The organism is Actinoplanes sp. CA-030573 (genome assembly GCF_050951115.1).
Lineage (GTDB): Bacteria > Actinomycetota > Actinomycetes > Mycobacteriales > Micromonosporaceae > Actinoplanes.
In genome coordinates this window covers 8289580-8310728 of record NZ_CP192038.1, presented here as the reverse complement: position 1 = coordinate 8310728, position 21149 = coordinate 8289580, and the positions used below count along the sequence as shown (strand labels likewise).

The following is a 21149-nucleotide window of genomic DNA, read 5'->3' as shown; positions in this document are numbered from 1 at the left end:
GCTACCGCTAATGATCGAGGAGAGCACGCAGTCGTACGGTGTTCGCGGCCGTCCACCCCGGCGGCGCGGCGACCGCCGCCCAGCCGTCGACCGTCCCCGACTTGTAGACGTGCCCGCGCCCGATCGGCACCTTGTTCGCGAAGATCAGGTCGGTCGTGGTCTGCCAGAACGTGATCAGCGGGTACCAGTGCATGGCCGGCGAGACCTCGGGCCCGCGCTTCCCGCGCAGCCAGTCCGGCCGGTGCCACAGCAGGCTCGGATTCCACCAGACGACCGGGTCGGACGAGTTCTGCATGTAGACGACCTTGGGCGGCGGCCCGGTCAGCGAGCGCAGCTGGTCGGCGCGGTTGGCGAACTCGACCGGCAGCGACGGGTACGACGGGTCCCAGACCGGGCTGCCGGCCGCCCGCTGCTCGGTGAGCCGCTGGTGGATCGGGTTGGCGAAGGTCGGCCCCTCGAGCAGGATCCCGTCGGCGCCGGCCACCATCTTCTCCGCGGTGCCGAAGGTTTTCTCGGTCCCGTACGTCCCCAGGCTCTCCCCGAAGATCAGCAGCTTCGGCCGGGACGACTCCGGCATCGCCGCCCATCGGTCGTGCACCGCCGTGATCAGGGCGGACGCCGCCGCCACCACCTTCGACCGGTCGACCATGAAGGAGATCCAGCTGGGCAGGTACGAGTACTGCATGGAGACCAGCGCGGTGTCGCCGCCGTACATGTACTCGAGCGAGTCGGTGACGTCGCTGTCGACCCAGCCGGTGCCGGTCGGCGTGAGGACCGCGACCACGGCCCGCTCGAACGCGCCGGTGCGGTCCATCTCGCGTACGACCAGGTCGGCTCGCTTCTGAATGTCGTCGGCCGAGGCGAGACCGGCGTAGAGGCGGATCGGCTCGATCGACGGCCGGCCGGTGAAGCCGGTGATCTGCTCGCGGCTCGGCGCCTTGGCCACGAAGTTGCGCCCCTGGCGGCCGAGCGAGTCCCAGCCGACCAGCGACGCCGGGCCGCCCGAGCGCAGGTCGGTGAGCGGCCGCTCGACGCCGCGCCCGGTGCCGCTGTCGGTGACCGCCGCCGACCGGTCCGCCGTCGTGTAGAGGTTGTCGAACAGCAGGCCGTCGGCGGCGCCGTAGCTGAGCATGGTGACCACCACGAAGCCGGCGCAGTAGGCCGCCGACTCGGGCACGACCCGGCCGAGCACGCGTGCCACGCCGTAGGCCGCGAACCGCAGCAGCCGGGCGGTCAGCAGCAGCAGGCCGAAGGTGAGCAGGCTGATCCCCACGGTGCGCAGCGCGTCGTACTCCTGCTGCGGTTGCATGCCGAGCCGTACGCGCAGGTCCCGCTGCCAGCGGACGCCGAGCCACAGGAAGACCGCGATGAGCACCGGTACCAGGGCGAAGAGCAGGCGCCAGGCGATCAGCTCGGCGCGGCGCGACGGCCACCAGCGCAGCCGCACGAGCGCGCCGGCGGCGGTGCCGACCGCGTACCCGATGGCGGCGGTCAGGCCGGCCACCACGCCCTGCAGGAACCACGGCCGCGGCAGCAGGGAGGGGGTGAAGGAAAGACAGTAGAAGACGGCGGACAGGCCGAAGCCGGTGACGCTCAGGCCGCACCGGATGACCCGGCGGCGCGGCACGACCGACCGGGGGGCGGGGTTCTCGGGACTGCGCCGCGGTGCCGGGATCCAGCTGCGCCACGGCGCGGATCTCTCCGGTAGCGCCGTCACCACCGACCTGCGCATAGAGCCCCCTGCCGCTCGCACCAAGAACCGGCTCCTTCATCTTGGGCCACTGCCGCCTCCAGCGCACCACCTCAAAACCGCCGATTCCCGACATCACGCGCATCGATGGGGGATGTTCCGGGGTAGATCCCTAGGGAAAACCGTTCAGCTACCGGCCCGCCTGCCGATGACAACGGCGAGGAGGGTGAGCGATGCGGCTGCGCAACTGGACTGCCGTGCTGGTCAGCGTGTTGTTGCTGGCCGCCGCGGGCACGATCGGCATCTTGGTGAACAGGTCGGCGCTGCGGGCGGCCGACGCCGTCCACCGTGCCGACTCGCAGGCATTGGCGGTCAACAATGGCACGCTCACCCGGCAGCTCAAGCTGCTCTCGGCGAGCGAGCTGAACGACTTCGCCACCGAGCACGTGCTGCACCTGGGCCGGAACAGCGCCACCGACCGGCAGGCGCTCAACACCCTGGTGGCCAAGAGCGCGACCTTCGCGTACGGCGCCCTGCTCACCGATTTTCAAGGCAACGTGCTCAACGCGAGCCGCACCGACGGCCTGCCTCCGGCCACCGACCCGGGCTGGGCGTCGCTGCGGACCGGGCTCGCGGCCGGCCAGCCCGGGTTCTCCTCGGTCATGACCGTCGACGGGGTCGCGCTGGAGGCGGTCGCGGTGCCGGTCATGGTCGGCGGTTCGCCGGCCGGGATCCTGATCGGCCTCGATGCGGTCGCCTCGACGTCCCTGCAGCAGTACCTGCTGACACTCAAGGACTCCACCCACAGCACCAACGTGGTCGACGCCGGCGGCGTGATCGGGGCGACCGACGACGCGGCCAAGCTCGGCACGAAGGTCGACCCGGCGATCCGGGCGGTGCTGGCAACCGCGCCCCGGTCCGGCATATTCGTCGAGTACACGGCCGGCGGTACCCCGATGATCGCGACCGTGGTCGGCGGGCTGCCCGGCGGCTGGTCCTACATCCGGATCCAGAGCAAGTCGTCGTTCGACGGCGCGGTGCACACCAAGAGCCAGACGCTGAACCTGACGCTGCTGGCCATCATGCTGATCGGCGTGGCCGCGATCTTCATCCTCGGCTACCGCACGATGCTCCAGCGCCGCCGCAACGACGAGCGCTTCCAGGCCCTCTTCCAGCACGCTCCCGACCTGGTGACGGTGCTCGACGACAAGGGCAAGATCGCCTACTCGAGCCCGAGCGCGTCGACCGTCCTCGGCTTCGAGGCGGGCCAGCTGGTCGGCACCACCGTCTTCGACATCGTGCACCCGGACGACCGGCCGTACATGATCCACCACTTCTCCGCGCTGCTGGCCGAGCGGGACGCGGTGGTGCGCCTGCAGTGCCGGGTGCGACCGGCCGCCGGCGAGTGGCGCTGGTTCGAGTTCACCGCCTCCAACCAGATGCACAACCCGGCGCTGACCGGCGTCGTCATCAACGCCCGCGACATCTCGCAGACCCGCGCGTTCCAGGAGCAGCTCGCCCACGAGGCCGCGCACGACGCGCTGACCGGCCTGCCCAACCGCCGGCGCATGCAGGACGCGCTGGACGCCTCGCTGCGCGACGACGCGGTGGCGGTGCTCTTCGTCGACCTCGACGGCTTCAAGCCGGTCAACGACGCGCACGGCCACGAGGCGGGGGACGAGCTGTTGCGCCAGGTGTCACACCGGCTGAGCTCCTGCGTACGCGAGAACGACGTCCTCGCCCGGGTCGGCGGCGACGAGTTCGTGGTCCTCATGCCCGGCGTGCTCGACGAGACCGACACGGCCGCGATGTGCGCCCGCATCCGGTCCGCGATCGAGACCCCGTTCCTGATCGACGGCAACGAGGTCGTCATCGGCGCCAGCGTCGGCGTGCACCTGGCGCCGCACTCGTGCGACCCGGACGAGGCGCTGCGGGCCGCCGACCACGCCATGTACACGATCAAGAAGTCGCGCACGGCCGTCGCGGCCGTCGCGGCCGGGCCGGCCCGGGCCGGGAGGCACCGCGCCGAGCCCTGAGCGGGCACACTGGAGGCCCTGCCCCTCGACGAAACGGCGGTGCCCGGAGTGTCCCGGATCCTGTCCCGGCGCGACCTCGACTTCCTTCTCTACGAGTGGCTCGACGTCGAGGCGCTGACCGCCCGGGAGCGTTACGCCGAGCACTCGCGCGAGACGTTCGACGCGTTCCTCGACCTGTCGGCGCAGATCGCCGAGCGCGACTTCGCCCCGCACAACCGGCGCAACGACCTCGAGGAACCGACCTTCGACGGCGCGGCCGCGCACGTCAACGCCGAGGTCGGCGCGGCGCTGAAGGTGTTCGCCGAGAGCGGGCTGATCTCCGCGACCCTGGACGAGGAGCTGGGCGGCATGCAGCTGCCGGCGGTGGTCGCCCGGGCCTGCTTCATGTGGTTCCAGGCGGCGAACATCGCGACGTCCTCGTACCCGATGCTGACCATCGGCAACGCGCACCTGCTGCTCGCGCACGGGACGCCGGAGCAGGTCGAGACGTACGTGAAACCGATGCTCGAGGGTCGTTTCACCGGCACCATGTGTCTCTCCGAGCCGCAGGCCGGCTCCTCGCTCAGCGACGTGCTCACCCGGGCGGTGCGGCAGGAGGACGGCAGCTACCTTGTCACCGGCAGCAAGATGTGGATCTCCGGCGGCGACCACGACCTCAGTGAGACGATCGTGCACCTGGTGCTGGCCCGGGTGGCCGGCGCCCCGGCCGGGGTGAAGGGGCTGTCGCTGTTCGTCGTGCCCAAGCACCACGTCGCGGCGGACGGCACGGTCGGCGAGCGCAACGGCGTGCACCTGGCCGGTCTCAACCACAAGATGGGCTACCGGGGCACGACCAACGCGGTGCTCTCCTTCGACGAGGCGACCGGCTACCTGGTCGGCGAGGAGGGCAAGGGCCTGGCCTACATGTTCCACATGATGAACGAGGCGCGGATCGGGGTCGGCTCGGGCGCGGTGGCGCTGGGCTACACCGGCTATCTGCACGCGCTGGACTACGCCCGCGAGCGCCTGCAGGGGCGGCCGGTGGCGGGGAAGGACCCGCTGGCGCCGCCGGTGCCGATCATCGAGCACCCGGATGTCCGGCGGATGCTGGTCGCGTCCAAGGCGTACGTGGAAGGCGGTTTGGCTCTGGTGCTCTTCGCGGCGAAGCTGCTGGACGAGCCGTCGCCCGAGAACGCCCTGCTGCTCGACGTGCTGACGCCGATCGTGAAGGCCTGGCCGTCGCAGTGGTGCCGGCTGGCCGACGACCACGCGATCCAGATCCACGGCGGGTACGGCTACACCCGGGAGTACCCGGTCGAGCAGTTCTACCGGGACAACCGCCTCAACTCGATCCACGAGGGCACCGACGGCATCCAGGCGCTCGACCTGCTCGGCCGTAAGGTGATCATGAAGGACGGCGCCGGGCTCGCGCTGTTGATCTCGCGCATCAAGGCCGCGGTGGCGGGTGCCCCGCCGGAGCTCGGCGAGCCCGTGCTGGCCGCGGCGGACCGGCTGGCCGCCACGACCGCCAAGCTCTGGGCCGGCGGCGACCCCACGGTGGCGCTGGCCAACGCGACGACGTATCTCGATGCCGCCGGGCACCTGGTGATCGCCTGGATGTGGCTGGAGCAGCTGAACGCCGCGGGGGACAAACCGGGCGCCTTCTACGACGGCAAGCGGGTCACGGCGCGCTACTTCGTCACCCACGAGCTGCCCCGGATCGGACCGCTGCTCGATCTGCTGGACTCCCGGGACACCCTGTTGGTCGATCTCCAGGACGCCTGGTTGGGCTAGGTTGAGCCCATGGCTTCTCCGGCGACCGTGGTCGAGGTCGGTGACTACGAGGTCCGCGTCTCGAACCCGGGGCGGATCTACTTCCCCGACCTCGGGCTGACCAAGCTCGACCTGGTCAACTACTACCTGGCGGTGGGCGACGGCATCGTCCGGGCGCTGCGCGAGCGCCCGTGCATGCTGCACCGCTTCCCGGACGGGCTGGCCGGGGAGAAGGTCCACCAGAAGCGGGTGCCGCACGGCGCGCCGCCCTGGCTGGAGACGGTCCGGATCAAGTTCCCGCGCTACAACCGGACCGCCGACGAGCTGTGCGTGACCAAGCCGGCCGACGTGATCTGGGCGGTGCAGATGTCGACGGTCGAGTTCCACCCGTGGAACTCGCGCCGGGCCGACACGGAGAAGCCGGACGAGTGGCGCATCGACCTCGACCCGATGCCGGACTGCCCGTTCGAGCGGGTTCGCCGGGTGGCGGGAGTCGCCCGGGAGGTGCTCGACGAGCTCGGCATCACCGGCTACCCGAAGACGTCGGGCGGCCGGGGTCTGCACATCTACGTGCGGATCCGGCCCGAGTGGGGCTTCGCCGAGGTACGCCGGGCCGCGCTCGCGTTCGCCCACGAGGTCGAGCGGCGGGCACCGGACGACGTGACCACGACCTGGTGGCGCAAGGACCGGGACCCGGAGAAGCTGTTCGTCGACTACAACCAGAACGCGCGCGACCACACGATCGCCAGCGCGTACTCGGTGCGCGGCGTGCCCACCGGGACGGTGTCGACGCCGATCACCTGGGACGAGATCGCCGACGTGGACCCGCGCGACTTCACGATCAAGACGGTGCCCGAGCGCTTCGCCCGGCTGGGTGACCTGCACGCGACCATCGACGACGACGCGTTCTCGCTGGAGACGCTGCTCGAGTGGGCCGACCGGGACGGCCTCGACCTGACCGAGGAGGACGCGTGAGGATCACCCTCGAGCTGCAGAGGACCGGCGGCAACACGACCGGCTTCCACGTCCCCGACGACTTCGTGACCGAGCTCGGCGGCGGGGGCCGGCCCAAGGTCGTCGCGACCGTGAACGGCTTCAGCTTCTCGTCGTCGATCGCGAAGATGGGCGGCAGCTACTGGCTCGGGGTCAGTGCCGCGCGCCGGGCCGAGGGCGGGCTCACCGGCGGGGAGACGTACGACCTCGACATCGAGCTCGACACGGCGCCGCGGGTGGTCGAGGTGCCGGACGACCTGCGCGCGGCCCTCGATGCGGAACCGGCGGCGGAGGCGGCCTGGCGCAAGCTCTCCTACTCGCACCAGCGCCAGCACGTCGAGGCGATCACCTCGGCCAAGGCCCCCGAGACCAGGGCCCGCCGGATCGAGAAGGCGATCGCTCAGCTCGGCCGGTAGGCCACCTCGGGGTCCAGGAGCGCGACCCAGGCCGGTCGCCAGGCGCGGCCGCGGGTCTCCATCTCCTCCTGGAGATTGGTGCGCCACGGGCCGGAGACGCCGTCGTCGTCCCACCACTCGGGCCACGAGTCGTAGCGGCGCTCGATCCGCATCCCGTTCGCGGTCGTCTCCACCCGCAGGAACAGCCAGCGGCCGTACCGCGGGTCGGCCTCGGCGTGCCGCAGCCGCCGCACCAGGTCGTTGAGCTCGTGAAACGCGTGGTAGCGCCCCTCGCCCGGCCGGTCCGCGGGCGGCCGGTCACCGGACTGCACGCTCATGCTGGTCGCGTCGGCGTAGGCGAGCACCGTGCAGTGCCCGTCGCCGGCCGGCGACCGGTCGCGCATCCACGCGGCCAGCGCCTCGAGCTCGTCGGTCGCCGGGGGAGCGGGCCGGCGCAGCTCCTCGGCCTCGTGCATGGCCGCCCAGACCAGCCGGTCGTGCTCGCCGCTGCTCAGCCGCCGGACCCGCCGCATCGGCGGCCGCTCGCCGGGCTCGATCCGGGGCGGCCGGGTGCCGGCGGTGATGCCGCCGCGGGCGGCCGCGGCCAGGGCGGCCCGCAGGTCCAGCGCCGGGTCGGTGAGCCGGCCCAGCAGCCGCTCGACCGCGTCCCCGTCGACCTCGCCGCGCACGGCCGCGAACAGTAGCTTCTCGGCCGCCTCGCGGACCTCGTCGCGCTCGGCCGGGGTCGACAGCTCGTGCTGACCCCACTCCTCGACGATCTCGCTCAGCTCGGCCAGCGTGTTCTCGGTGCTGAGCACGGCGCCGACCGTGTCGACCAGGCCGTCGGCGATGCTGTCCGAGTAGCGGGCGCGGGACCAGCGGCCCTGATCGTGCCAGACCACGAAGCCGAGCCGCTCGGCCTCGGCCGGCGCGGCCAGGTCGGACCACGGCAGCCAGCCCGGCGCCCCGGTGAGCAGGTCGATCGGCGGGTCGGCGGCGGCGGTCGCGCTGTGATCGCGGTCATAGCCGTAGAGCACCGCCCGCGCGCCGTCGAGCAGCGCGAGGCGGGCCCAGCTGCCCCCGTGATCGTCGTGGTGGGCGCCGCGATCGTCGACGAACCACACGTCGGCGTAACCGATGCCGGTCAGCGTCGCGGCGAGAGTCGCCCAGCGGGTCCACAGCAATCCGGGCGCGGGGAGGTCCACGTCGGTCAGCATTCGTCCACTGTGCCAAATGCCGCGCGGCCGATGTCACCCCACCCGTTCGAGGCTTGCGCAGTGCGAAAGGTTGCAGCTCGGTGGTAGCGAGCCGATCACGGTAAGGACGGCCGGTCCGGGGGCGATGGGACATGCGGCCCTGAACCCGAACACGGAAACGGATCATGCTTACCCACGCCCTCGGCTGCACCGGCGCCGCGCTGTCCATGTCCCTCTCCTGGCCGCAGGTCTACAAGTCCTGCGTGCAGCGCCGCACCAGCGGACTGTCGGCCACGGCAACCGCGCTCGGGGTGGCCCTGCCGCTGGGCTGGATCACCTATGGCCTGCTCAGCGGCGAGCGACTGCAGATCATCACCAACGTCGTCACCGGCGCGGCGGGCCTGGCGATCATGGTGGCGCTGCTCGCGACGCAGCCGGCACTGCGGTCCCGGCGGGCGCTGGTGTCCAGCGCGGGCGCGGCCGGAGCGCTGGTGGCGGTGCTTGTGCTGAGCGGTCTGGTGGCGGCCCTTCCGTCCGTACGCGGTGCGCAGATCGCGCCTCTTCTCGGCCTCGTGCTGGCCGCCGTCTCGGTGATCTCCGCCGTCCCGCAGCCGCTGGCCCTGCTGCGTGACCGCACGCAGGACCTCTCCGGCCTCTCCCCGCTGCGCTGGCGCCTGGGCGCGGCCTCGGCCGCCTGCTGGCTCTCCTACGGCCTCGCCACCGGTCAGGCCGGCGTCCTCATCTCGGCCTCGGTCGGCCTGGTCAGCTCGCTGATCGTCTGCGCCGTGCTGTACCTGCGCAGCGAGCCGTCCGCGGACTCGATCGACCACGGAGCGGCCCGCTGGCGCGACGGGATCACCACGCGCAACCTGGCGATGGCCGGAATCTGATCTCAGCAGCTTCCGTTGCAGGCCAGCACCTTCAGCCGATCGAGCGACCCGTTCCACTGGTTCGAGTCGCCGGCGAACGGCCCGGAGGATGAGTACTGCCAGAACGACCAGGTGGGCGCCCCGGCCGGCAACGTGCCCGGGGCGCTCGCGTAGCGCGCCAGCCAGAGCGGCGAGTTCGCCCAGAACCCGCTGTAGTTGCCGGTGCAGGTGGTCCACCAGTCGGTCGTCGTGTAGATGACCGCCCAGCGGCCGGTCCGGTCGTGGTACCGGTTGAGGAAGCTCGAGATCCAGGTGCGCATGCTCGCCTGGGAGAGGCCGTAGCAGGTGGCGCCGTACGGGTTGTATTCGATGTCGAGCGCGCCGGGCAGCGTCCGGCCGTCCTTCGACCAGCCGCCGCCGTGCGCGATGAAGTAGTCGGCCTGGGTGACCGCGCTCGCGCCGTTCGGGATGGCGAAGTGGTACGACCCGCGGATCATGCCGACGTTGTAACTGCCGTTGTACTGCTGGGCGAAGCTCGGGTTGGTGTAGTAGTTCCCCTCGGTCGCCTTGATGTAGGCGAACCGCGAGCCTGCGTTCCACTGCGCCGACCAGTTGACGTTGCCCTGCTAGTTCGAGACGTCCTGGCCGTAGGTGACGGTGGCGGCCTGCGCGGGCGCGGCGACGACCAGTCCCACGAGCAGGGCCGCCACCGCGGCGAATACGGTTTTTGTGATGGATGTCATGGCTGAACCTCCGTTAAGGAGGTATTCAGCCATAGAGATCAATGGATATCAAGTGGTGTGGCGGAAACCCTCGTTGGTGGGTTTCCAGTCGGCGCTGTCGCGCGTGTCGGCGGTCCGGCCGGCCATCGAGGCGAGGGTGATGAGCAGGAAGAAGATTGCGATTCCGAGTGCCATGCCGACAAGTCTTCGCCGCGCGCTCCATGGTCGACAGTGGCAGTGATGCCACACATCTTCAAAATCCTGCCAATCGGCCGTATGCTCCGTCACATGCTGCGCAACGTCGCCGTGATCGCCCTTCCCGAGGTGGCCGTCTTCGAGCTGGGGGTGCTCTGCGAGCTGTTCGGTTACGACCGCACCGCGGACGGACTGCCCGGCTACGACTTCGCCGTCTGCTCGCTCGGCGGCAAGCCGGTGCCGACCCATGCCGGCTTCGACATCGACGTCCGGTTCGACCTCTCCCGGGTCGAGGACGCCGACCTCGTCGCGGTGGCGCCCTACTACCACACCGGTTTCGAGGTCGACCCCGCGGTGATCGGCGCACTGCGGCGGGCCCACGAGCGCGGCGCCTGGGTGATGAGCGTCTGCACCGGCGCGTTCGCGCTCGGCGAGGCCGGCCTGCTCGACGGCCGGCGCTGCACGACCCACTGGCGGCACACCGCCGACCTGGCCCGGCGCTACCCGGCCGCGCTGGTCGACCCGGACGTGCTCTACGTGCAGGACGACAAGATCTTGACCAGCGCGGGCACGGCCGCGAGCGTCGATGCGGGCCTTCATCTCGTACGCCAGGAGCACGGCTCCGCGGTCGCCACCATGCTCGCCCGGCGGATGGTCGTCCCGCCGCACCGCGACGGCGGCCAGGCCCAGTTCATCGAGACGCCGCTGCAGCCGGTCCAGTGCGAGACCCTGCAGCCCGTGCTCGCGCTGGTGCTGGAGACGCTCGACCGGCCGCACAGCGTCGAGACCATGGCCGAGCTCGCCCACATGGCGCCCCGCACGTTCGCCCGCCGGTTCCGCAACGAGACCGGCGCCACCCCGCACGACTGGCTCACCGGCCAGCGCCTGCTGCTGGCCCGCCGCCTGCTGGAGGACTCCGACCTCGGGATCGACACCATCGCCGAGCGGTGCGGCTTCGGCAGCGCCGCGACCCTGCGCCACCACTTCGCCCAGCGGCTGAGCACGACGCCCCAGGCCTATCGCGGGACGTTCCGATCACACCCGGTGTGAGGGCGCGCGCGGGCGGGCACACTCGGGTCCATGACGGTCTTCGTGCTCTTCGGCGCCACCGGTGACCTCGCCGCCCGGATGGTGCTGCCGGCGTTCTGGACCCTGCACACCGAGGGCCTGCTCCCGCGGGAGTGGATCCTGATCGGCAACGGCCGCGGGGACGTCTCGCACGAGAACTTCCGGGCCCGCGTGCGCGACACGCTCGACTCGCCCAAGCCGGGGCCGTGGCGTGACTTCGCGAAGCGGCTGCGCTTCGCCGGCGGCGGCTTCGGCACCGACTCGCCCGGCAGCCTGCTCGACGTGATCGACGAGGCGCGCGCCGAGGTCGGCCAGGACGCCCAGCTCGTGCACTACCTCGCGATCCCGCCGGTGGCCTTCCCCGAGATCACCAAGGCGCTCGGCACACACGGGCTGGCCAAGGGCGCACGGGTCGTCTACGAGAAGCCGTTCGGCACGTCGCCGTCGTCGTTCCGGACGCTCAACCGCCAGGTGCACTCGGTGCTGGACGAGTCGCAGGTCTACCGGATCGACCACTTCCTGGGCAAGGAGGCGACCCAGCAGCTGCACGCGATGCGCTTCGCCAACGAGGCGGTCGCCGCGATCTGGAACCGGGACCACGTGGAGAGCGTGCAGATCGACGTGCCGGAGACGCTCGACGTGGCCAACCGGGCCACGTTCTACGACGCCACCGGAGCGGTGCTCGACATGCTGGTCACCCACCTGTTCCAGGTGGCGGCCGAGGTAGCCATGGAACCGCCGGCGTCGCTGGCCGCGGCCGATCTCCAGGCGGCGCGGGAGACGGTGATCCGTCGTTTCCGCCCGATCGACCCGGGCGAGGCGGTCCTCGGCCAGTTCGCCGGGTACCGCGACATCAAGGGCGTCGCCAAGGGGTCGCGCACGGACACCTACGTGGCGGCCAAGCTCTGGATCGACTCCCCGCGCTGGAAGGGCGTGCCGTTCCTGCTGCGGACGGGCAAACGGATGGCGGCCAGCGAGCAGCGGGTCAGCCTGGTGCTGCGGACCCCCACCAAGCCGTTCCCGAAGCTGCCGCCGCAGGCCAACGTGCTGTCCTTCTCGCTGGCCGGCGACGGCGAGGTCGACCTGTCGCTGCTGGCCAAGAAGCCGGGCATCGCCGAGGACCTGGAACCGGCCTCGGTCGGGCTGCCGCTGGCGCAGCTGCCGGACGCGGATCCGCTTCCGCCGTACGCCCGGTTGATCCACGACGTGCTCGAGGGTGACCGCGCGCTCTTCACCCGCCCCGACGGCTTGTCGGCCGCCTGGAAGGCGGTCCGGCCACTGCTCGACTCGCCGCCGCGGCCGATCACCTACCAGCCGGGCTCCTGGGGGCCGCCCAAGGCTCGCAAGCTGGCGGCTCCGCATCGGTGGTTGCTCGGCCAGTGACTTCCTCGGTCGCCGACCGGGGCGGGACGCCACCGCGCACATTCGACCGGCGGCTGATCCTCCCGCTGGTCCTCGGGGCGATCCTCAACCCGGTCAACTCGTCGATGCTGGCGGTTGCACTGATCCCGATCGGGATCACGTTCCACGCGCTGCCGGCGCAGACCGCGTGGCTGGTCTCCGGGCTCTACCTGGCCACCGCGACCGGGCAGCCGGTGGTGGGCCGGCTCGTCGACCGGTACGGGGCCCGCCGGCTCTACCTGGCCGGCGCTGCGCTGGTCGGTATCGCCGGCCTGATCGGCGTGCTCGCCCCCTCGCTCGGCGTGCTGGTGCTGGCCCGGGTCCTGCTCGGGCTCGGCACCTGCGCCGGCTACCCGGCCGCGATGTACCTGATCCGCCGGTCCGGCGTCGAGAAGCCCGGCGGCGTGCTCACCGCCCTGTCGGTCTCGGCGCAGACCGTCGTGGTGGTCGGGCCGACCGTCGGCGGCCTGCTGATCGGGGTGGCCGGCTGGCGGTCGCTGTTCGCCGTGAACATCCCGCTGGCGCTGGCCGCCATCGTGCTCGGCTGGATCCGGCTGCCCCGCGCCGACGGGCGGACCGGCTTCGAACACCGGCTCGACCACCTGGGCATCGGGCTGTTCGCCGGGTCGCTGACGGCCCTGATGCTGTTCCTGATGGACCCGGCGGCCGGGACGCTGTGGCTGCTGCCGCTGACGGCGGCGCTGGCCGGCGGCTTCGTGTGGCGGGAGCTGCGCTACCCGGACCCGTTCCTGGACGTACGCGTGTTCGGGGGCAACGCGCCGCTGATCGCCACGTACGTCCGCGCCTTGCTCGCGCAGACGGTGGCGTACGCGTACCTCTACGGCTTCACCCAGTGGCTGGAGGCGGGCCGCGGCCTGAGCGCGTCGGCGGCCGGCCTGCTCCTGCTGCCGATGTCGCTGGTCGCGATCGGCGTCTCCACGGTCACCGGCCGCCGGGCCGAGTTCCGCGGCAAACTGCTGGCCGGCGCGATCAGCCAGGTGCTGGCCTGCGCGCTGATGCTGACGCTGAGCTCGGCGAGCGCGCTGTGGATCCCGGTCGTCATCTCGGTGATCTTCGGGCTGCCGCAGGGCCTGAACAGCCTGGCCAACCAGAACGCGGTGTACTTCCAGGCGGACCCTTCGCGGATGGGTGCTTCGGCCGGCCTGCTGCGCACGTTCTCGTACCTCGGCGCGATGGTCTCGTCGGCCGCCACCGGCGCGTTCTTCCGGCACGGCGCCGACACGGCCGGCCTGCACGACCTCGCGATCTTCCTGATCGTCGTCGCGACGCTGCTGCTGATGCTCGTTCTGGCCGACCGGTCGCTGCGGGGGCTCGGCGCGTCCGCCTCGGCCGCCGGATGACGCCCATCCCCGTCAGCGTCTGAGCATGGCGTCGCGGACCTCGTCCAGCCAGGCGATCGCGACCTTCAGCTCGTCGGCGGCTCCGGAGGCCGCCGGGTCCGGGTCGCTCCGGGCCGCCGCCGCGCACGCCTCCAGGCGCCGGGTCAGATCGGCATGCACGAGCGGGTCGTCGATCGGCGCCGGCCCACTGCGCGCCCGCCGGCGGCGAGCCCACTTCACCGAGCCGCTCCCGGCCTCGCCGACGAGCAGGGCGCCGGCCAGCGTGAGGGCCAGCGTCAGCGGCGCGGCCGGATCGTCCACCAGCAGCAGCGTCAGCACGGCGAAGACGACCGAGGTCGCCGCGCCGACGGCGGCCGCCGCGACGTCGAACGACATCGGCACCGACCTCCCGTAGCGCTTGGCCGCCAGCACGACCTGGTGCCGTGCCTGCCCGAGCCGCGCGAAGCCGACCCGGTCGGGCCGCTCGGCCGTCCAGTCCCGGCACTGGGCGTCGACCATCACCGCGTAGATCCGCCGGGCGAGCCGATCGAGCCGGTCGCCGACCGGGCCGTCGAAGATGTCGTCGCTCATCCGGCCCGCCTCGCCTCGTCGTGGGCCGCCCGGGCCGCGTCGATCTGTCCGTCGTGGGCCGCCCGGCCGGCGTCGGTTTGCCCGTCGTGGGGCGGCCTACCGGCGTCGGTCTCCTCGCCGTGGGCCGCGCCGATCTCGAGGAAGTCGATGGCCTGACAGAGCAGCAGGTCGGCGTGGCTGATCCGGTTGATCGACGGGTCGTTGCGCGCGAGCCCGGCCAGGTGCGCCGCCTGCCAGTACCGCGATGGCACCTGCCGCAGCGCCGACGACACCAGCCGCACGCGCGCCCGCAGCAGCACGTCGACGACTTCGTCCTTCTCGGACACGATGCTCGCCTGCGCCGCGACCCCCGCCGCCTGCGCCGCGACCCCCGCCGTCGGCTGCGCCGCGACCCCCGCCGTCGCCTGCGCCGCGACCCCCGCCGCCGAGGGCGCCGCGACCCCCGCCGCCTGCGCCGCCACACCCGCCGCCGAGGGCGCCGCCACACCCGCGGCCGGTGTGGACGTCCGTGCCGTCGCCCGTGCGGTGGCCCGGCGCATCCGCCGCCGGTCGACGGCCGCCGACAGCCGCTGGTTGAGCGCCGCGATCGGCAGCGTGGCCGCCACCAGCGTGACGACCGCCGTCACGATCACCCAGGCCGGCCCGAAGCCGATCGCCCGGGCGCCTGTCGCCGTCGACCAGACCAGGGGAAACACGATCACCGCGCCGACCAGCGCCCGGCTCCACGCGGAGAGCCCGCCCGCGGCCGACGCCAGCACCTCGTCGAGGCCGTGCAGCCGCAGGCGTGCCGACTCCACCCAGTACGGCGCGTCGCCGGCCGCCCGGTCCCGCTCGAGCCGCTCGAGCCCGCCGGCCACGAGCGCCCGTACGGCCTGAAGCTCCGCACTCACCTGCCGCCGTGACATGTGCCCGAGGATGTCACCTCAGCGCAACGTTTCGATCACCTTGAGCAGCTCCTCGACGGTCGTCGCCGTCGCCGTTCCCGGGGGGCGTTCGACCAGGACGACCGGTATCCCGAGCGTCCGCGCGGCGTCGAGCTTGGCCGTGCTGCCACCGCTGTCCTTGCTGACCAGTACGTCGATCCGGTGATCCCGCATGACCCGGAGCTCACCGTCGAGAGTGAACGGCCCCCGGTCGAGAAGCACGTCCAGATTCCGGGGTCGGGGCCCGGCCGGCGGTTCGACCGACCGGGCCAGGAACCAGCATTCATCGAGATGTGCGAATGCGGCAAGGCCCTGGCGCCCGGTGGTGAGGAAGACCCGCCGCCCGGCTTCCGGAAGCGCCGCGGCCGCCGCGTCGAGATCGGGCACCCGGCGCCAGTCGTCCCCGGGTCGTTCCGTCCAGCCCGGTCGCCGGAGGACGAGCAGCGGGATCCCGGCGGCTCCGGCGGCGACGGCGGCGTTGGCGCTGATCCGGGCGGCAAAGGGATGGGTGGCGTCGATCAGGATGTCGATGCGCCGCTCGCGGAGGAAGCCGGTGAGTCCCTCCGCGCCGCCGAAGCCGCCGATGCGCACCTCGCCGGCCGGCAGCAGGGGAGAGGAGGTGCGGCCGGCCAGCGAGGTGATCACGGCAAACCCGGTGAGGGCGCCGGCGAGGGCGCGGGCCTCCGTGGTGCCGCCGAGGATGAGGACCGTCCCGTCCGGCGTGCCGGATTCTTCGGTGGTGCCCGGCGGGGAGGGTGGGGGCGAGGCGGTCACGGGCGGCATCGGGCGGCGGAATACAGGTGGCTGTCGGGGAACTGGGCCGCGGTCAGGGCCTTCCCGACGACGATCACCGCGGTGCGGCGGATGCCGGCCTCCCGCACCTGGGCGGCTATGTCGCCGAGGGTTCCGCGGAGGATCTGCTCGTCGTCGCGGCTGGCCCGGGCGACCACGGCCACCGGGCAGTCCGGGCCGTACGACGGCAGCAGCTCCTCGACCACCGCGTCGATCCGCTGGACGGCCAGGTGCAGCACCATCGTGGCGCGGGCGGCGGACAGGGTGGCCAGGTCCTCGCCGGGGGGCATGGCGGTGGCTCGCTCGGCGGTCCGGGTCAGGATCACGGTCTGGGCCACGCCGGGGACGGTCAGCTCGCGGGCCAGCGAGGCGGCGGCCGCGGCGAAGGCGGGGACGCCGGGTACCACCTGGTAGGGGACGCCGGCGGCGTCGAGGCGGCGCATCTGCTCGGCGATCGCGCTGAACACCGAGGGGTCGCCGGAGTGCAGGCGGGCCACGTCCCGGCCGGCCCGGTGGGCGGCCAGCAGCTCGGCCTCGATCTCGTCCAGGGTGAGGCCGGACGTGTCGACCAGGTGGCAGCCGGGCGGGCAGGAGTCGAGCAGCTCGGCCGGGACGAGACTGCCCGCGTAGAGGCAGACCGGCGACGACTCGATCAGGCGCCGGCCGCGGACCGTGATCAGGTCGGCGGCGCCGGGACCGGCGCCGATGAAGTGGACGGTCATTTCGTCACCGACCAGATGGTCACCGGCATCATCGTCCTCCAACCCGTGAAGCCGCCGACCGGCGAGCCGCGGCTCACCGTGAGGCGGGTGAGCGAACCGCCGAGCTCGGCGTGGGCGGCGGCGATCGCGGCCTCGGACTCGACCGTCACCGCGTTGGCGACCAGGCGGCCGCCGGTGGGCAGCGCGTCCAGGGCGGCGTCGAGCACGCCGTCGACGGTCAGGCCGCCGCCGATGAAGACCACGTCGGGGGTGGGCAGGCCGGCCAGCGCGGCCGGCGCCCGGCCCTCGATCACCCGCAAACCGGGCACGCCGAGATTCGCGGCGTTCGTTCGGATGGTCACCGCCCGGGACGGGGACGACTCGACGGTCACGGCGCGGCACGACGGATGGCTGCGCATCCACTCGATCCCGATGCTGCCCGAGCCCCCGCCCACGTCCCACAGCAGCGCGCCGGGCGTCGGGGCGAGGAGGGCGATGGTCACGGCGCGTACCTCACGCTTGGTGAGCTGACCATCGGTCTCGTACGCCTCATCGGGCAGCCCCGGCACGATCGAGGTCGCCGGGCCGTCCGCGCACTCGACGGCGATCACGTTGAGCGGGTCGGCGGTGGACCGAACCCACGATGCGGCCGTCTCCGAGACGCGGCTCTCGGCCGGGCCGCCGAGCTGGCCGAGCACGGTGAGCCGGGCCGAGCCGAAGCCGGCCTCGACCAGCAGCGCGGCCACCCGGGCCGGGGTGGCGCCGTCGCGGGACAGCACGAGCAGCCGCCGACCGGGGTTGAGGCAGCGGCGCAGCACCTCGAGCGGCGACGTGACCAGGCTGATCACGTCGACCTCGGCCAGCGGCCAGCCCATCCGCGCGGCGGCCAGCGAGGCCGACGACGGGTGCGGCAGCACGCGTACGCGATCGGCGCCGAGCAGCCGCACGAGCGTCGCCCCGATGCCGTGGAACATCGGATCGCCGCTGGCCAGCACGCACACGGCCCGGCCGCGATGGGCGTCGATGAGCCCGGGAAGCGCCGGCAGCAGCGGCGACGGCCAGGCGATCCGCTCGCCGGGCACGGAGCCGGGCAGCAGGGCGAGCTGGCGATCGCTGCCGAACGTGATTTCGGACGACTGGAGAGCGGCCAGCGCCGTACGGGAAAGATCGCCGCCGGCGCCGATGCCGACCACCGTGACCAGGTCGGGGTTGTCGGCTCGCACAGCGAGACGCTATCGCGGAGGCCCGCGCCGAGATTTTCCGGATCCGGTTGAGCGATGCCCGCGCCGGTTGCGTATCTCCACCCGACGGCTCCCCGAGACCGGGTCGTCACGCCGGCCGCAGGGGGTGGCCGACGCCGCAGGACGACGGCTGGACGGGTGAAGGACGATGGCGCAAGGACCGCCGATGTTCCAGACCTCTCGAGAACAACGCTATCCGCAGGACGACGACGCGCAGTTCTTCGCCGACCTGCGGGCGATGCCGGACGAGGAGGACGCCTGGGGCGCGCCGCCCCAGCGCGACAACTACGAGCCGCCCCAGCGTGACACCTACGACATGCCACCGGTCGAGCAGCATTCGCGGTACGAGGAGGACGTGCGGGAGGCACGCCATTCGCGGTTGTCGGACCCGCGGATGCCGTCGCCCGCGGATCCCTGGGACGGCGACCGGGACGACCGGGCCGCCGACGCGCACGCCATCCCCGAGATCGACGACCGGCGTCCGTCCGCGCCGACCTGGGACAGCTACCTCGACGACGGGATCGCTCAGCCCGAGGTCGACGACCCCTACCGGCGCAGCGACATCCTGGTCGAGTCGCAGACCGACCCCACCGGCTGGAAGGCCACCGGCCCGGCCCAGCCCCCGATCCCGGACGACCGGCCGCCGGCCGAGGCCGTCTCCGGCAACCGCCTGCTCGTGGTCCTGCTGTTCTTCTCGGGCCTGGCCACCAGCGTCTCGCTCTGGCTGTTCGACACGCAGGCCGGCGCGGTCAACGACACCGCCACGCTGATGCTCGCGGCCGGCCGGATCACCGGGCTGGTCGGCGGGTACATCCTCTTCATCCAGCTGCTGATGATGAGCCGGGTCTCCTGGCTCGAGGAGTGGGTCGGCGCCCGTGACCTGCTGCGCTGGCACCGCTGGCTGGGCACGTCGCTGGTGGTCTCGGTGCTCGCGCACATCGTGCTCATCGTCTACGGCTACGCGCTGACCTCGGACACCGGCGTGGTCGACCAGGGCTGGACGATCATCACCACCTTCCCGGACATGCTCAAGGCGGTGGCCGCCACGATCATCCTGGTGGTGATCAGCCTGATCTCGATCCGGGCGGCGCGGGCCAAGCTGCCGTACGAGCTGTGGCACCTGATCCACCTGACCGGTTACCTGGTCCTGCTCCTCGGCTACGGCCACCAGGTCGCGACCGGCGCCGACCTCAGCGGCAAGTTCGCCTCGGTGTTCTGGCCGGCGCTGACCGCCCTGGTGATCTCGGCGCTGGTCTGGGGCCGGCTGGTCGAGCCGCTCTGGCTCAACGTCCGGCACCGCTTCGAGGTCGCCGAGGTCGTCTCCGAGGGCGCCAACACGTTCTCGATCTACATCGACGGCAAGAAGCTGGAGAAGCTGCCGGCGCAGGCCGGGCAGTTCATGCGGTGGCGCTTCCTGACCCGCAACGGCTGGTGGCAGTCGCACCCGTTCTCGCTGTCGGCGGCGCCCAACTCGGAGTGGCTGCGGCTGACGGTGACCGCGGTCGGCGGGCACACGCTGCGGCTGGGCCAGATGAAGCCGGGCACGCCGGTCTGGGCCGAGGGGCCGTTCGGGGTCTTCACGGCCCAGCGGCGTACGCGTCGCCGGGCCCTGCTGATCGCCGGCGGCAGTGGGATCGCCCCGATCCGCGCCCTGCTCGAGGACATGCCACCGGACACGATCGTGATCTACCGGGCCTCGCGCCCCGACGAGCTGGTGTTCCGGGGCGAGCTGGAGGAGCTGGCCGAGCGGCGGGACGCCTGGGTCCGCTACATCGTGGGGTCGCGCAACGATCCCGGCCCGAGGCGGCTGTTCACCCCGGCCGGGCTGCTCGGCCTGGTTCCGGACGTCTCGCGCCGGGACGTCTACCTGTGCGGCCCGCCCGGTCTGGTCGAGGCGGCCGTCGGCACCCTGCGCGAGCTGGACGTTCCGGACAGCCAGCTGCACCTGGACCCGTTCGAGTTTTAATCGGACTTCGGAGGAGTAATGCGACGTAGTACCGCAGCGGCCGTGGGCACGCTGACCGGCGCCGCCCTGATCGTCGGGGTGCGCCTGAGCGTGCAGCCGCCGGCGGCGCCCGCCGCCGCACCGCCCGCGGTCGACCTGGTCGACAGCACCCCTTCGGCCAAGCCGTCATCGTCGGGGAAGAAGCCGGGCGCGTCCAAGACCTCGGCCGCGCCGCCGAAGGCCAAGACCGGCCTCAAGGACGGCGTCTTCAAGGGCAAGGGCGTGACCAACCCGTACGGGACGGTCCAGGTCTCCATCAAGATCGAGGACGGGAAGATCACCGCGGCCGAGGCGACCTACCCGACCGCGGGCGAGAGCGCGACGATCAACCCGGTCGCGATCCCGAAGCTCAAGCAGGAGACCCTGCAGGCGCAGAACGCGAACGTGTCGGCGGTCTCCGGCGCGACCTACACCAGCAAGTCGTACCGGGAGTCGTTGCAGGCGGCGTTGGACTCGGCCAAGGCGTAGGGTCCTGTTCGTGCGCCACGTCGAACAGGTCATGGGTACCGCGGTCAGCATCGAGCTGGCCGACGACCGCCCGGAGTCCTCGCTGCGCGAGCTGATCGACGACGTGTGCCGGTGGCTGCACGAGGTCGACGCCCGCTTCTCGACCTATCGGGACGACAGCGAGGTCATGCGGATGCGGCGCGGCGAGCTCACGGTCGCCACCTGCTCCGACGACCTCCGCCACGTCCTCGACGCGTGCGCCGACCTCTGGCGGGACACCGACGGCTATTTCGACGCGTACGCGGGCGGGCCGCTCGACCCGTCCGGCTACGTGAAGGGCTGGTCGGTCGAGGTCGCCTCGGCCCGGCTGGCCGCCGCCGGGTCGACCAACCACTACATCAACGCCGGCGGCGACATCCGCATGCGTGGCCTGCACCCGGACGGCGTGCCCTGGCGGGTCGGCATCCGGCATCCGTGGGACGCCGGCAAGGTCAGCTGGGTGCTGGCGATGACGGACGGCGCGATAGCCACCTCGGGGACGTACGAGCGGGGCGACCACGTGATCAACCCGCGCACGGGACAGCCGGCGCGGGGACTGCGGTCGGTCACGGTGGTCGGGCCCGATCTGGCGCTGGCCGACGCGTACGCGACCGCCGCCCTCGCGATGGGCGAACCCGGCCTGACGTGGCTCGCCAAGCTGGCCACCGACGGTTTCGAGTCGGCGGTGGTGACCGACGACGGCCGCGCGTTCAGCTCGGCCAACCTGCCGGCCGCCGTCTAGTCGCGCCGCGG

Annotated in this window: 19 protein-coding genes and 1 pseudogene; 11 read left to right on the top strand and 9 right to left on the bottom strand. The window is 72.3% G+C overall.

What is annotated here, in order from left to right:
- Positions 1 to 7: 7 nt before the first annotated feature.
- On the bottom strand, positions 8 to 1732 hold the full coding sequence (locus tag ACQP2F_RS38250) for an alpha/beta hydrolase (protein ID WP_433296384.1): 1725 nt from the start codon (positions 1730 to 1732) through the stop codon (positions 8 to 10).
- A gap of 191 nt (positions 1733 to 1923) precedes the next feature.
- Here ACQP2F_RS38250 and ACQP2F_RS38245 point away from each other — a divergent pair, with 191 nt between their 5' ends.
- Genes ACQP2F_RS38245 through ACQP2F_RS38230 form a run of 4 tightly spaced genes read left to right on the top strand, consistent with a single transcriptional unit; the run spans position 1924 to position 6887 of the window.
- Positions 1924 to 3726: a diguanylate cyclase domain-containing protein gene (locus ACQP2F_RS38245; protein ID WP_433296381.1), complete on the top strand. Its 1803-nt coding sequence runs from the start codon at positions 1924 to 1926 to the stop codon at positions 3724 to 3726.
- A gap of 48 nt (positions 3727 to 3774) precedes the next feature.
- Positions 3775 to 5499 carry an acyl-CoA dehydrogenase gene (locus ACQP2F_RS38240; protein ID WP_433296379.1) on the top strand — a complete coding sequence of 575 codons (1725 nt, stop codon included), beginning with the start codon at positions 3775 to 3777 and terminating at the stop codon, positions 5497 to 5499.
- A gap of 9 nt (positions 5500 to 5508) precedes the next feature.
- Complete coding sequence (gene ligD / locus ACQP2F_RS38235) at positions 5509 to 6453, top strand: non-homologous end-joining DNA ligase (RefSeq protein WP_433296376.1); 945 nt, start codon at positions 5509 to 5511, stop codon at positions 6451 to 6453.
- Positions 6450 to 6887, top strand: a complete 438-nt coding sequence (locus ACQP2F_RS38230) for a YdeI/OmpD-associated family protein (protein ID WP_433296374.1) — start codon at positions 6450 to 6452, stop codon at positions 6885 to 6887. Before ligD ends, ACQP2F_RS38230 begins: the two co-directional genes overlap by 4 nt.
- On the opposite strand, the gene ACQP2F_RS38225 is transcribed toward ACQP2F_RS38230, so the two are convergent.
- On the bottom strand, positions 6872 to 8083 hold the full coding sequence (locus ACQP2F_RS38225) for a hypothetical protein (RefSeq protein ID WP_433296372.1): 1212 nt from the start codon (positions 8081 to 8083) through the stop codon (positions 6872 to 6874). The genes ACQP2F_RS38230 and ACQP2F_RS38225 overlap by 16 nt on opposite strands.
- Positions 8084 to 8247: 164 nt before the next feature.
- On the opposite strand from ACQP2F_RS38225, the gene ACQP2F_RS38220 reads away from it, so the two are divergent.
- Positions 8248 to 8952 (top strand): SemiSWEET transporter, encoded by a 705-nt coding sequence (locus ACQP2F_RS38220; protein ID WP_433296369.1) that lies wholly within the window; start codon positions 8248 to 8250, stop codon positions 8950 to 8952.
- A gap of 2 nt (positions 8953 to 8954) precedes the next feature.
- On the opposite strand, the pseudogene ACQP2F_RS38215 reads toward ACQP2F_RS38220, so the two are convergent.
- Positions 8955 to 9674: pseudogene (locus ACQP2F_RS38215) on the bottom strand (lysozyme).
- Positions 9675 to 9722: 48 nt separating this feature from the next.
- Positions 9723 to 9848 carry a hypothetical protein gene (locus ACQP2F_RS38210; protein WP_433296367.1) on the bottom strand — a complete coding sequence of 42 codons (126 nt, stop codon included), beginning with the start codon at positions 9846 to 9848 and terminating at the stop codon, positions 9723 to 9725.
- Between the two features lie 93 nt (positions 9849 to 9941).
- Between ACQP2F_RS38210 and ACQP2F_RS38205 the strand changes: the two genes are divergently transcribed.
- The 3 genes from ACQP2F_RS38205 to ACQP2F_RS38195 are packed head-to-tail and all read left to right on the top strand — an operon-like array spanning position 9942 to position 13678.
- The gene (locus ACQP2F_RS38205; RefSeq protein WP_433296364.1) at positions 9942 to 10898 is read left to right on the top strand and encodes a GlxA family transcriptional regulator; all 957 of its coding nucleotides are present in this window, start codon (positions 9942 to 9944) and stop codon (positions 10896 to 10898) included.
- A 30-nt stretch (positions 10899 to 10928) separates the two neighbouring features.
- Positions 10929 to 12299 (top strand): glucose-6-phosphate dehydrogenase, encoded by a 1371-nt coding sequence (locus ACQP2F_RS38200; RefSeq protein ID WP_433296362.1) that lies wholly within the window; start codon positions 10929 to 10931, stop codon positions 12297 to 12299.
- Positions 12296 to 13678: an MFS transporter gene (locus ACQP2F_RS38195; RefSeq protein ID WP_433296360.1), complete on the top strand. Its 1383-nt coding sequence runs from the start codon at positions 12296 to 12298 to the stop codon at positions 13676 to 13678. The genes ACQP2F_RS38200 and ACQP2F_RS38195 overlap by 4 nt, the downstream gene beginning before the upstream one ends.
- A gap of 12 nt (positions 13679 to 13690) precedes the next feature.
- Here ACQP2F_RS38195 and ACQP2F_RS38190 read toward each other — a convergent pair whose 3' ends face one another.
- From ACQP2F_RS38190 to cbiE, 5 genes are read right to left on the bottom strand one after another with little or no spacing between them, the layout of a single operon-like run.
- The gene (locus ACQP2F_RS38190; protein ID WP_433296358.1) at positions 13691 to 14248 is read right to left on the bottom strand and encodes a hypothetical protein; all 558 of its coding nucleotides are present in this window, start codon (positions 14246 to 14248) and stop codon (positions 13691 to 13693) included.
- A complete protein-coding gene (locus ACQP2F_RS38185; protein ID WP_433296355.1) occupies positions 14245 to 15153 on the bottom strand; it encodes a hypothetical protein in 909 nt (302 codons plus the stop codon). The genes ACQP2F_RS38190 and ACQP2F_RS38185 overlap by 4 nt, the downstream gene beginning before the upstream one ends.
- Before the next feature lie 18 nt (positions 15154 to 15171).
- Positions 15172 to 15945: a cobalt-precorrin-6A reductase gene (locus ACQP2F_RS38180; protein WP_433296353.1), complete on the bottom strand. Its 774-nt coding sequence runs from the start codon at positions 15943 to 15945 to the stop codon at positions 15172 to 15174.
- On the bottom strand, positions 15942 to 16685 hold the full coding sequence (gene cobM / locus ACQP2F_RS38175; RefSeq protein ID WP_433296351.1) for a precorrin-4 C(11)-methyltransferase: 744 nt from the start codon (positions 16683 to 16685) through the stop codon (positions 15942 to 15944). Before cobM ends, ACQP2F_RS38180 begins: the two co-directional genes overlap by 4 nt.
- The gene (cbiE, locus tag ACQP2F_RS38170) at positions 16682 to 17887 is read right to left on the bottom strand and encodes a precorrin-6y C5,15-methyltransferase (decarboxylating) subunit CbiE (protein WP_433296349.1); all 1206 of its coding nucleotides are present in this window, start codon (positions 17885 to 17887) and stop codon (positions 16682 to 16684) included. Before cbiE ends, cobM begins: the two co-directional genes overlap by 4 nt.
- Before the next feature lie 184 nt (positions 17888 to 18071).
- Between cbiE and ACQP2F_RS38165 the strand changes: the two genes are divergently transcribed.
- The 3 genes from ACQP2F_RS38165 to ACQP2F_RS38155 are packed head-to-tail and all read left to right on the top strand — an operon-like array spanning position 18072 to position 21138.
- Entirely contained in the window at positions 18072 to 19871 is a 1800-nt protein-coding gene (locus ACQP2F_RS38165; protein WP_433296347.1) for a ferredoxin reductase family protein, read from the top strand.
- Positions 19872 to 19889: 18 nt separating this feature from the next.
- Positions 19890 to 20378: an FMN-binding protein gene (locus tag ACQP2F_RS38160; protein ID WP_433296345.1), complete on the top strand. Its 489-nt coding sequence runs from the start codon at positions 19890 to 19892 to the stop codon at positions 20376 to 20378.
- A 31-nt stretch (positions 20379 to 20409) separates the two neighbouring features.
- Positions 20410 to 21138 (top strand): FAD:protein FMN transferase, encoded by a 729-nt coding sequence (locus ACQP2F_RS38155; protein WP_433307750.1) that lies wholly within the window; start codon positions 20410 to 20412, stop codon positions 21136 to 21138.
- The last annotated feature ends 11 nt before the right edge of the window (positions 21139 to 21149 follow it).